Here is a 12,097-nt window from a genome sequence, read left to right on the forward strand (position 1 = left end):
AGCATAGCCGCCCGCCCCGGCGCCTTGTGCAAAAAACTGCGGCGTTTGCCGCTGCCCGGCGCTTTCGCCCATAATCAACGCTTTGGCCAACCGGCCCATTCAACGCCGCAGTGCCCCGCAGGAGCCCCATGGAGCAATTTCGCAATATCGGTATCATCGGCCGCCTTGGCAGTTCGCAGGTGCTCGATACCATTCGCCGACTGAAAAAATTCCTGCTCGAGCGGCACCTGCACGTGATCCTCGAGGACACCATCGCCGACGTGCTGCCCGGCCACGGCCTGCAGACCTCCTCGCGCAAGCTGCTGGGCGAGGTGTGCGACATGGTCATCGTGGTCGGCGGCGACGGCAGCCTGCTGGGCGCCGCCCGCGCACTGGCGCGCCACAACATCCCGGTACTGGGCATCAACCGCGGCAGCCTGGGGTTTCTCACCGACATTCGCCCCGACGAGCTCGAGGTCAAGGTGGCCGAAGTGCTCGACGGCCACTACCTGGTGGAAAACCGCTTCCTGCTGCAGGCCGAAGTCCGCCGCCACGGCGAGGCCATCGGCCAGGGCGACGCGCTCAACGACGTGGTGCTGCACCCTGGCAAGTCCAACCGCATGATCGAGTTCGAGATCTACATCGACGGCCAGTTCGTGTGCAGCCAGAAGGCCGACGGCCTGATCGTCGCCACACCGACCGGCTCGACCGCCTACGCGCTGTCGGCCGGCGGACCGATCATGCACCCCAAGCTCGACGCCATCGTGATCGTGCCCATGTACCCGCACACGCTGTCGGGACGCCCGATCGTGGTCGATGGCAACAGCGAGCTGAAGATCGTGGTATCGCGTGACCTGCAGCTGTACCCGCAAGTCTCGTGCGATGGCCAGAACCATTTCACCTGTGCCCCCGGCGACACCATCACGGTGAACAAGAAGCCGCAGAAGCTGCGCCTGATCCACCCGCTGGACCACAACTACTACGAGGTCTGCCGGACCAAGCTCGGCTGGGGCAGCCGTCTGGGTGGTGGAGGCGACTGATGCTCGATCCCGCGCGCAGTTACGACCTGATCGGCGATGTCCACGGCTGTGCCCACACCCTGGAGCGTCTGCTCGACGCCATGGGGTACAAGCGTCAGGGCGGGGTGTGGCGGCATGCGCAGCGTCAGGCGATCTTCCTTGGCGACATCATCGACCGCGGCCCGCGCATTCGCGAGGCCCTGCACATCGTGCACGACATGGTCGAAGCCGGTCAGGCCCACTGCATCATGGGCAACCACGAATTCAGCGCACTGGGCTGGACCACGCCGGCGCTACCGGGCAGCGGCAAGCAGTTCGTGCGCGAGCACAACCCGCGCCATGCGCGGCTGATCGAAGAGACACTGACCCAGTTCGCCGACCACCCCCACGACTGGCACGACTTTCTCGGCTGGTTCTACGAGCTGCCGCTGTTCATCGATGCCGGACGCTTTCGCGTGGTACATGCCTGCTGGGACGCGCGCCTGATCGAGCCGCTGCGCCAGCAGCATCCGGACGGGCGCATCGACGAGCATTTCGTGCAGGCCTCGGCCGTGGCCGGCAGCTTTGCCCACACCGTGTGCAACCGGCTGCTGCGCGGCACCGACATGCGCCTGCCCGACGGCCTCACCCTGACCGGCGGCGACGGCCTGACCCGCGCATTCTTTCGCACCAAGTTCTGGGAGGAAGACCCGCAGACCTACGGCGATATCGTGTTCCAGCCCGATGCGCTGCCGGCCGAAGTGGCCAATGCTCCGCTCAGTCGCAGCCAGAAGAACGCGCTGCTGCGCTACGGTGACGACGAGCCGCTGCTGTTCGTCGGCCATTACTGGCGCAGCGGCCGGCCCGCACCCATCCGCGCCAACCTGGCGTGCCTGGACTACAGTGCGGTGCTCTACGGGAAGCTGGTGGCCTATCGGCTGGATGATGAAACCCGCATCGACCCGCACAAGTTCGTATGGGTGGATGTCGAACGGCCGGAGGCCAGTCAATGAGTGCGGCAATGGTGATGCGCCTGCCCCTGAGCGTCGACCTCAGCGGCTTTGTCGAGCTGCTCAAGCGCCTGCAGGTGCCGCACCGGGTCTCGGAGGAGGGCGAGGAGCAGGTACTGTGGACCGCCGACTACCTGGTGGAAGATGTTCGCCAGCTGTACCAGCGCTATCCGGAGGGCAATGCCGATGTGCAACTGCCGCCCCTGGCGCAGCCCCCGGCCCCACCGCGCCCGAGCCTGGCCGCGCAGGCGAAGGCCAGCAAGGCCACTGCAGCGGTGTTGCTGCTGTGCGTGGTGGTGGCGGCACTGACCGGCCTGGGCGACAACTTCGCCACCTTGAGCTGGCTGACCTTCCTGGATTTTCGCGTACAGGGCGACTACCTGTATTTCACCCCGTTGCTGACCAGCCTCGATGCAGGCCAGTGGTGGCGCTTGTTCAGCCCGATGCTGGTGCACTTCGGCATCCTGCACCTGGCCATGAACGGCCTGTGGTACTGGGAGCTGGGGCGGCGCATCGAGCTGCGTCAGGGCACCCTGGCCTTGCTGTCGCTGACCCTGCTGTTCAGCCTGGTGTCGAACGTGGCGCAGTTCGTGTTCGGCGGGCCCAGCCTGTTCGGCGGCTTGTCCGGGGTGCTGTACGGCCTGCTCGGGCACATCTGGCTGTACCAGTGGCTGGCGCCGAACCCGGTGTATCGCATGCCACGTGGCGTGCTGGTGATGATGCTGGTATGGCTGCTGCTGTGCCTGTCCGGGTTGATCACCCTGCTCGGCTTCGGCGCGATCGCCAACGCCGCCCACGTGGGTGGGCTGTTGGTCGGCTGCCTCAGCGGGCTCTTGGGCGGGGCACTGGCCCGGCGTAAACTGTCAGCTTGATTTTTGGAGACGCTATGTCCACTTTTGCGCAAATGATCGAAAACATCACCCCGGAGATCTACGCCAGCCTGAAACTGGCCGTGGAAATCGGCAAATGGTCCGACGGGCGCAAGCTCACCGCCGAGCAGAAGGAGCTGTCGTTGCAGGCCGTGATCGCCTGGGAGATGCAGAACCTGCCCGAAGACCAGCGTACCGGCTACATGGGCCCGCAGGAATGCGCCTCCAAGTCTGCGCCGGTGCCCAACATCCTGTTCAAGTCGGACGCGATCCATTGATCGAACTCGGCCGTGGTTCCATCAGCAAGATGACGGCGCGCCTCGAGCAGCCGGTCGTGCAATATGCGTTTCGCCTGGGCGACGTCGAAGTGCCGGTCAACCCCCTGCTGGGCAAGACCGTGCGTCTCGAATACCTGGGCGCGATCCACTGTACCCACTGCGGGCGCAAGACCAAGACCAGCTTCAGCCAGGGTTACTGCTACCCGTGCATGACCAGGCTGGCGCAATGCGACACCTGCATCATGAGCCCCGAGCGCTGCCACTACGAGCACGGCACCTGCCGTGACCCGGCCTGGGGCGAGCAGTTCTGCATGACCGACCACGTGGTGTACCTGGCCAACTCGTCGGGTATCAAGGTCGGCATCACCCGCGCCACCCAGCTGCCCACGCGCTGGCTCGACCAGGGCGCCAGCCAGGCCCTGCCGATCGTGCGGGTGGCCACCCGGCAGCAGTCCGGGCTGGTCGAGGACCTGTTCCGCAGCCAGGTGGCCGACCGCACCAACTGGCGCGCACTGCTCAAGGGCAACGCCGAGGCGGTCGACCTGGTGGCCGTGCGCGAGCAGTTGTTCGACAGCTGCAGTGAAGGTTTCAAGGGCCTGCAGGACCGCTTCGGCCTGCAGGCGATCCAGCCGCTGACCGACGTCGAGCCGATTGAAATCCGCTACCCGGTAGAGGCGTACCCGAGCAAGATCGTGAGCTTCAACCTGGACAAGAACCCTGTCGCCGAAGGCACCCTGCTGGGGATCAAGGGCCAGTACCTGATTTTCGATACCGGCGTGATCAATATTCGCAAGTACACGGCCTACCAGCTGGCCGTGCATCAGTAAAAGGACCGCCACATGCGTACCGAACAGCCGCAAGTGATCTACCTCAAGGACTATCAGGCACCCGAGTACCTGATCGACGAGACGCACCTGACCTTCGAACTGTTCGAGGACCACAGCCTGGTCCACGCGCAGCTGGTCATGCGCCGCAACCCGGCGCGCGGTGCCGGCCTGCCGGCGCTGGTGCTCGACGGCCAGCAGCTGGAACTGCTCAGCGTGGCGCTGGACGACCAGCCGCTGGGCGCTGACGACTACCAGCTCGACGACAGCCACCTGACCCTGCAGCCCACTGCCGAGCGCTTCACCCTCGACACCAGCGTGAAGATCCACCCCGAGACCAACACCGCGCTCGAGGGCCTGTACAAGTCCGGCGGCATGTTCTGCACCCAGTGCGAGGCCGAGGGCTTTCGCAAGATCACCTACTACCTCGACCGCCCGGACGTGATGAGCACCTTCACCACCACGGTGATCGCCGAGCAGCATCGCTACCCGGTCCTGCTGTCCAACGGCAACCCCATCGGCAGCGGGCCGCAGCAGGACGGTCGGCACTGGGCCACCTGGGAAGACCCGTTCAAGAAACCGGCCTACCTGTTCGCACTGGTGGCCGGCGACCTGTGGTGTGTCGAAGACACCTTCACCCGCCAGTCGGGGCGCGACGTGACCCTGCGCATCTATGTCGAGCCGGAGAACATCGACAAGTGCCAGCACGCCATGGTCAGCCTGAAGAAATCCATGCGCTGGGACGAAGAGGTGTATGGCCGCGAATACGACCTGGACATCTTCATGATCGTGGCGGTCAACGACTTCAACATGGGCGCCATGGAGAACAAGGGCCTCAACATCTTCAACTCCAGCTGCGTGCTGGCGCGTGCCGAGACCGCCACCGATGCCGCGCACCAGCGGGTCGAGGCGGTGGTGGCCCACGAGTACTTCCACAACTGGTCGGGCAACCGCGTGACCTGCCGCGACTGGTTCCAGCTGTCGCTCAAGGAAGGCTTCACGGTGTTCCGCGATTCCGAGTTCAGCGCCGACATGAACTCGCGCACGGTCAAGCGCATCGAGGACGTGGCCTACCTGCGTACCCACCAGTTCGCCGAAGACGCCGGCCCCATGGCCCACGCCGTGCGCCCGGACAGCTTCATCGAGATTTCCAACTTCTACACCCTGACCGTGTACGAGAAGGGCTCGGAAGTGGTACGCATGGTGCACACGCTGCTGGGTGCCGAAGGCTTTCGCAAGGGCAGCGACCTGTACTTCGAACGCCATGACGGCCAGGCCGTGACCTGCGACGACTTCATCAAGGCCATGGAAGACGCCAACGGCGTCGACCTGACCCAGTTCAAGCGCTGGTACAGCCAGGCCGGCACGCCGCGCCTGAACGTCAGCGAGGCGTACGACGCCGCTGCCCAGACCTACAGCCTGACCTTCAGCCAGAGCTGCCCGGCAACCCCGGACAAGGTCGAGAAGCAGCCGTTCGTGATCCCGGTCGAACTGGGCCTGCTCGATGCCCAGGGCAACGACATTGCCCTGCGCCTGCAAGGCGAAACGCAGGCGGGCGCGACCACGCGGGTGCTGTCGGTGACCGAGGCCGAGCAGACCTTCACCTTCGTCGACGTGGCCGCCAGGCCGTTGCCGTCGCTGCTGCGCGGCTTCAGTGCGCCGGTCAAGCTGAGCTTCCCGTACGACCGCGACCAACTCATGTTCCTGATGCAGCATGACAGCGATGGCTTCAATCGCTGGGAAGCCGGCCAGCAACTGTCGGTTCAGGTCTTGCAGGAACTGATCGCGCAGCATCAGCGCGGTGAAGCCCTGGTGCTCGATCAGCGCCTGGTCACTGCCCTGGGCAGCGTGCTGGCCAACGAGGCACTCGACCAGGCCATGGTCGCCGAAATGCTCTCGCTGCCGAGTGAGGCCTACCTCACCGAAATCAGCGAAGTGGCCGATGTGGACGCGATTCACGCGGCCCGCGACTTTGCCCGCCAGCAACTGGCCGAGCAGCTGTTCGACGCGCTGTGGGCGCGCTACCAGGCCAACCGTGCGGTCTCGCGCGAAACCGCCTATGTGGCCGAGGCCGAGCACTTTGCCCGGCGCAGCCTGCAGAACATCGCGCTGTCGTACCTGATGCTCACGGGCCGGGCGCAGGTGCTGGAGGCGACGCTCGAGCAGTTCGAGGCGTGCGACAACATGACCGAACGCCTGACCGCACTGGCCGTGCTGGTCAATTCGCCGTTCCAGGACGAGCGCGCCAGGGCCCTGCAAAGCTTTGCCGAGCACTTCAAGGACAACCCGCTGGTGATGGACCAGTGGTTCAGCGTGCAGGCGGGTAGCCCGTTGCCGGGCGGCCTGGCGCGAGTGCGTGGGTTGATGGAGCACCCGGCGTTCACCCTGAAGAACCCGAACAAGGTGCGCGCGTTGATCGGTGCGTTCGCCGGGCAGAACCTGGTCAACTTCCATGCGGCCGATGGCTCGGGTTATCGCTTCCTGGCGGACCTGGTGATCGAACTGAACGGCTTCAACCCGCAGATCGCCTCGCGCCAGCTGGCGCCGCTGACCCGCTGGCGCAAGTACGATGCCGCGCGCCAGGCGCTGATGAAGGCCGAGCTGGAGCGCATTCGCGGCTCGGGCGGGTTGTCCAGCGATGTGTTCGAGGTGGTGAGCAAGAGCCTGGCCTGAGGTTGAGGGCAGGTTGAACAGGGGGCTGGCCTTTTCGGGGCAGCCCCCTTTTTTATGATGAAGGTGCGGGAGGACAACGCGACATCCACGATCCAGAGGCCGCGCTTAACAAAACATAACGCGTTGTACGTTGTCATCCATTTCCAAAGCCTGCTAGCTTGAGGCCAGCATTCGCGGGGCTCTAGATTGCCGCTTCCAGCCCCGCCAGTAGCACCGAATAACAATAATGTGGGAGAGGACTATGAATGTATTCACGGCCAGCGTCTTGCTGAGCCTGGGCCTGGGGCTGTTCGCCGCAACCGCCGGGGCTGCCGATGACGGCCCGACACCGCAGACGGTGTATTCACAGACCTCGAACAAGGCCTCCCACAGCCTGCTGATCGACATCGCCAAGGCCGGGCCGCGCCTGGTGGCGGTGGGCGAACGCGGGCATATCCTCTTCTCCGACGACCAGGGCCAGAGCTGGACCCAGGCCCGCGTACCCAGCCGCCAACTGCTCACTGCCGTGTACTTCGCCGATGCCAAGCACGGCTGGGCGGTCGGCCATGATGCGCAGATCCTCGCCAGCAGCGACGGCGGCGCCACCTGGAGCAAACAGTTCGAAGACCCGTCCCGCGAATCCCCGCTGCTGGATGTCTGGTTCCAGGACACCCGGCACGGGCTGGCCGTGGGGGCCTATGGCAGCCTGTTCGAAACCACCGACGGCGGCGCGCACTGGCAGGACGTCGCAGAGCGCCTCGACAACCCCGATCAGTATCACCTCAACGGCATCGCTGCCGTGAAGGACGCGGGCCTGTTCATCGTGGGCGAGCAGGGCAGCATGTTCCGCTCCCGCGATGCCGGGCAGACCTGGGAACACCTCGACGGCCCCTACGAGGGCTCGCTGTTCGGAGCGATCGGTACCGCCCGCGCCGATACCTTGCTGGTCTACGGCCTGCGCGGCAACCTGTACCGTTCCAGCGATTTCGGCAGCACCTGGCAGGCCATCGCGCTCCAGGGCGAGCGCGGTGCGCTCGAATTCGGCCTGGCAAGCGCTACGCTACTCGAAGACGGCAGCCTGGTGCTGGTGGGCAACGGCGGCAGCGTGTTGCGCAGCACCGATGACGGCCAGAGCTTCAGCGTGTTCAACCGGCCCGACCGTATCGCCCTTTCGGGCGTGAGCGGCCAGGCCGATGGGCAGCTGATCCTGGTCGGCCAGGGCGGGGCACGCCTGGCTACCGCCACCGGCGCCGCGAGGGCGCAACCATGAGCAGTCAGGAGTCGTTCAACATGCAGCACAACCAGGACAAGGCGAGCCTGCTCGAGCGCCTGATATTCAACAACCGCCCGGCGGTGATCGGCATCTGTGTGCTGGTGAGCCTGTTCCTGTTCTGGCAGGCCATGCTGATTCGCCCGTCCACCAGCTTCGAGAAGATGATCCCGCTGGAGCATCCGTTCATCCAGAACATGATCGAGCACCGCAACGACCTGGCCAACCTGGGCAACACCGTGCGGATCTCGGTGGAGGCCAAGGACGGTGACATCTTCAGCAAGGCGTACATGGAGACCCTGCGCCAGATCCACGACGAGGTGTTCTACATTCCTGGCGTCGATCGTTCGGCGCTCAAGTCGCTGTGGAGCCCCAGCGTGCGCTGGACCGAGGTGACCGAGGAGGGCTTCGCCGGTGGCGAGGTGATCCCGCAGACCTACGACGGTTCGCCCGACAGCCTGGAGCAACTGCGCAACAACGTGCTCAAGTCCGGTCAGGTCGGCCGGCTGGTGGCCAACAACTTCAAGTCGAGCATCGTCGATGTGCCGCTGCTCGAATCCTACCCCGACCCCAACGACCCGGGGCGCCAGATCAAGCTCGACTACCAGGCGTTCTCGCACCAGCTCGAAGACCTGATCCGCAACAAGTTCGAGGCGCAGAACCCCAACGTCAAGATCCACATCGTGGGCTTTGCCAAGAAGGTCGGCGACCTGATCGACGGCCTGATGATGGTGGTGATGTTCTTCGGCATCGCCCTGGTGATCACCTGGGTGCTGCTGTACTGGTTCACCTGGTGCATCCGCAGCACCATTGCCGTGCTCATCACCACCCTGGTGGCGGTGGTGTGGCAACTGGGGCTGATGCACGCGGTGGGCTTCGGGCTCGACCCGTATTCGATGCTGGTGCCGTTCCTGATCTTCGCCATCGGCATCTCCCACGGGGTGCAGAAGATCAACGGCATCGCCTTGCAGTCCAGCGAGGCCGAGAACGCGCTGACTGCGGCGCGGCGTACCTTCCGCCAGCTGTTCCTGCCGGGCATGATCGCCATCCTGGCCGATGCGGTGGGCTTCATCACCTTGCTGATCATCGACATCGGGGTCATCCGTGAACTGGCCATCGGTGCCTCGATCGGCGTGGCGGTGATCGTGTTCACCAACCTGATCCTGCTGCCGGTGGCGATCTCCTATGTGGGCATCAGCAAGAAGGCCATCGAACGCAGCAAGAAGGATGCGACCCGCGAGCATCCGTTCTGGCGCCTGCTGTCCAGCTTCGCCAGCCCCAAGGTGGCGCCGGTGTCGGTGCTGCTGGCGCTGGCGATGTTCGGTGGCGGCCTGTGGTACAGCCAGAACCTGAAGATCGGCGACCTCGACCAGGGTGCGCCGGAGCTGCGTCCGGATTCGCGCTACAACAAGGACAACGCCTTCATCATCGACAACTACTCCACCAGCTCCGACGTGCTGGTGGTGATGGTCAAGACCCCGACCGAAGGCTGCTCGGTGTACAAGACCATGGCGCCGGTCGACGAGCTGATGTGGAAGATGGAGAACACCCCCGGGGTGCAGTCGGCGATCTCGCTGGTGACCGTGTCCAAGCAGATGATCAAGGGCATGAACGAGGGCAACCTGAAATGGGAAAGCCTGTCGCGCAACCCGGACATCCTCAACACCTCGGTGTCGCGTGCCGAGGGCCTGTACAACGCCGACTGCTCGCTGGCGCCGGTGCTGGTGTTCCTCAACGACCACAAGGCCGAGACCCTCGACCGCGTGGTGGATGCGGTCAAGGCATTCGCTGCCGAGCATGACCAGGAGGGCCTGGAGTTCCTGCTGGCGGCGGGCAACGCAGGGATCGAGGCGGCCACCAACGAGGTGATCCGGTCGGCCGAGCTGACCATCCTGATCCTGGTGTACCTGTGCGTGGCGGTGATGTGCATGATCACCTTCCGCTCGTTTGCTGCCACCCTGTGCATCGTGCTGCCGCTGGTGCTGACCTCGGTGCTGGGCAACGCGCTGATGGCGTTCATGGGCATCGGCGTCAAGGTCGCGACCTTGCCGGTGGTGGCGCTGGGCGTGGGCATCGGCGTGGACTACGGGATCTACATCTACAGCCGCCTGGAGAGCTTCCTGCGCGCCGGCCTGCCGTTGCAGGAGGCCTACTACCAGACGCTGCGCTCCACCGGCAAGGCGGTGCTGTTCACCGGGTTGTGCCTGGCGATCGGGGTGTGCACCTGGATCTTCTCGGCCATCAAGTTCCAGGCCGACATGGGCCTGATGCTGACCTTCATGCTGCTGTGGAACATGTTCGGTGCGCTGTGGCTGTTGCCGGCGCTGGCACGCTTCCTGATCAAGCCGGAGAAGATGGCGGGCACCCAGAGCAAGTCGATTTTCGCGCACTGACACACTGCGTCGTTTTCATCGCGGGTCAAGCCCGCTCCCACAATGACTACCGCGGTCCTTGTAGGAGCGGGCTTGACCCGCGATGCTTTTAAGGTTGGGGTATCATGCGTGTTTAATCAGGGATACCCCCCATGACCACCCTTGCCCAAGCCCTTGAATCCTGCGACATGCTGTTGATCGATGGCCTGCACGCATTCGACTTCACCTTCGACGATACGGGCCTGCGCATCGAATTGATGGACGGCCGTGCGTTGAAGAAATGGCAGTTCAGCCCCGAGCAGATCGGCAACGCGACGCTTGCCGGCGAGCACTGGCAGCTCAGCGACGACACGGGCGAGCATCAACTAGTCTGCATGAGTGCCTTGCGCGCTTCTGAAGAGGACGACGATGAAACGCCAGCTGATGTCCCTGCTGACCGCTAGTGCCATGGCGCTGACGCTCAACGCCCATGGCCATGAACTGCTGGTGGGCACCCATGACGGGATCTACCGCTACCGCTTCGACAGCCAGCGCGGCCAGCTCGACCCCACGCCCCTGCAAGTGCTCAGAAGCAGCAACCCGTCCTGGCTGACGCTGTCGCCGGACCGGCGCAACGTGTTCGCGGTGAACGAGAACGGTGACGGCCAGGGCCAGGTCAGCAGCTTTGCCCGGGCGCATGACAGCGGTGAACTGAGCCTGTCGAGCCAGGTGTCCAGCGACGGTGACGAACCGACCCACTCGAGCCTGAGCCTGGATGGGCGTTATCTGTTCGTGGCCAACTACGGCGTCAAGCCTGAGCCGGGCGGCAGCCTCAGCGTGTTGCCGGTCGCCGCCGGTGGCCGTTTGTCGGCGTCGGTGCAGCAGGTGCGCCATGTGGCCAGCGGGGTGAACCCCGAGCGCCAGGCCGGGCCGCATGTGCATTCGGTGGTGCCGTCCCCGGACGGGCGATACCTGTTTGCCAGCGACCTTGGCGCCGACCAGGTGATCGGCTACCGCTACCAGCCCCAGACCCCGACCCGGCCACTGGGCGCGGCAACCCCGGTCGTCCTGCCGCCGGGCAGCGGGCCGCGTCACCTGGCGTTCGGTCCAAACGGCAAGCATGCCTACCTGACCCTGGAAATGAGTGCACAGCTGGTGGTGTTCGACTACCAAGACGGCACCCTGAGCCAGCGCCAGATCCTGCCGTTGACCGAACAGGCCGATGCCGCGGCCAAGGCGGCCAGCGCGGTGCATGTGTCCGCCGACGGGCGCTTCGTGTACGTGAGCAACCGCGGCACCCGCAACGAACTGATCGTGTTCGCCATCGACCGTCAGGATGGCAGCCTGCGCCAGGTGCAGCGCCGTTCGGTGGAGGGTGATCACCCGCGCGAGTTCACCCTGGACCCGACCGGGGGCTACGTGCTGGTCGGCAACCAGCAGAGCAACCAGATCGTGGTGATCCGGCGCGATGCGCAGACCGGCCTGCTGGGCGAGGTGGTGCAGACGCTGGCACTGCAATCGCCTTCGGACCTCAAGTTCGTCGACTGAACTATCAATCGCCTTGATATTCGCTACTGGCGCAATGAATTTTTCAGTGCGCCGGCAGCGGCGTAGGTTTGAACCACGGCCCAACCGGCCACTTCAACCTGACGCTTTCGAGGGCATTGCCATGAACTTCAATCTTTTTTCGGTTATCGCGGCTTCGGCCATTTCTGCCTCCGTGGTGCTGCCTGCCGGCGCCCAGGTCGAGATCCGCGAGAAAAAATCCTCCACCCCGAGCTACACCCAGAAGTACCTGCAGCAAAGCGCGAATTTCTATGCGGCGCTGGATCACAAGGTCCAGCACTGATCGTTTCCGGTGCTGAC

Annotated in this window: 11 protein-coding genes; all 11 read left to right on the forward strand. The window is 64.7% G+C overall.

What is annotated here, in order from left to right; translation table 11 throughout:
- The first annotated feature begins 128 nt into the window (after positions 1-128).
- The 11 genes from B4I46_RS00060 to B4I46_RS00110 all read left to right on the forward strand — a co-directional run bounded on the left by B4I46_RS00060 (position 129) and on the right by B4I46_RS00110 (position 12,080).
- Positions 129-1,019, forward strand: a complete 891-nt coding sequence (locus B4I46_RS00060) for an NAD(+) kinase (protein WP_043864641.1) — start codon at positions 129-131, stop codon at positions 1,017-1,019.
- On the forward strand, positions 1,016-1,990 hold the full coding sequence (locus B4I46_RS00065; protein ID WP_173925093.1) for a metallophosphoesterase: 975 nt from the start codon (positions 1,016-1,018) through the stop codon (positions 1,988-1,990). The genes B4I46_RS00060 and B4I46_RS00065 overlap by 4 nt, the downstream gene beginning before the upstream one ends.
- Positions 1,987-2,859: a rhomboid family intramembrane serine protease gene (locus tag B4I46_RS00070; protein ID WP_100633146.1), complete on the forward strand. Its 873-nt coding sequence runs from the start codon at positions 1,987-1,989 to the stop codon at positions 2,857-2,859. Before B4I46_RS00065 ends, B4I46_RS00070 begins: the two co-directional genes overlap by 4 nt.
- 14 nt (positions 2,860-2,873) lie before the next feature.
- The gene (locus tag B4I46_RS00075) at positions 2,874-3,134 is read left to right on the forward strand and encodes a YeaC family protein (protein WP_054916681.1); all 261 of its coding nucleotides are present in this window, start codon (positions 2,874-2,876) and stop codon (positions 3,132-3,134) included.
- Positions 3,131-3,961 (forward strand): DUF2797 domain-containing protein, encoded by an 831-nt coding sequence (locus B4I46_RS00080; RefSeq protein ID WP_058541350.1) that lies wholly within the window; start codon positions 3,131-3,133, stop codon positions 3,959-3,961. Before B4I46_RS00075 ends, B4I46_RS00080 begins: the two co-directional genes overlap by 4 nt.
- 12 nt (positions 3,962-3,973) lie before the next feature.
- Positions 3,974-6,631, forward strand: a complete 2,658-nt coding sequence (gene pepN, locus B4I46_RS00085) for an aminopeptidase N (protein WP_286897898.1) — start codon at positions 3,974-3,976, stop codon at positions 6,629-6,631.
- Positions 6,632-6,872: 241 nt separating this feature from the next.
- A complete protein-coding gene (locus tag B4I46_RS00090; RefSeq protein WP_229590342.1) occupies positions 6,873-7,880 on the forward strand; it encodes a WD40/YVTN/BNR-like repeat-containing protein in 1,008 nt (335 codons plus the stop codon).
- Positions 7,877-10,273: an efflux RND transporter permease subunit gene (locus B4I46_RS00095; RefSeq protein ID WP_043864634.1), complete on the forward strand. Its 2,397-nt coding sequence runs from the start codon at positions 7,877-7,879 to the stop codon at positions 10,271-10,273. The genes B4I46_RS00090 and B4I46_RS00095 overlap by 4 nt, the downstream gene beginning before the upstream one ends.
- A 131-nt stretch (positions 10,274-10,404) precedes the next feature.
- Complete coding sequence (locus tag B4I46_RS00100; protein WP_058541348.1) at positions 10,405-10,695, forward strand: DUF5629 family protein; 291 nt, start codon at positions 10,405-10,407, stop codon at positions 10,693-10,695.
- A complete protein-coding gene (locus B4I46_RS00105; protein ID WP_286897905.1) occupies positions 10,661-11,779 on the forward strand; it encodes a lactonase family protein in 1,119 nt (372 codons plus the stop codon). Before B4I46_RS00100 ends, B4I46_RS00105 begins: the two co-directional genes overlap by 35 nt.
- A 121-nt stretch (positions 11,780-11,900) precedes the next feature.
- Positions 11,901-12,080, forward strand: a complete 180-nt coding sequence (locus B4I46_RS00110; RefSeq protein WP_043864631.1) for a hypothetical protein — start codon at positions 11,901-11,903, stop codon at positions 12,078-12,080.
- The last annotated feature ends 17 nt before the right edge of the window (positions 12,081-12,097 follow it).

The sequence above is a fragment of the Pseudomonas sp. UBA7500 genome (assembly GCF_002478435.1).
GTDB lineage: Bacteria > Pseudomonadota > Gammaproteobacteria > Pseudomonadales > Pseudomonadaceae > Aquipseudomonas > Aquipseudomonas palmensis.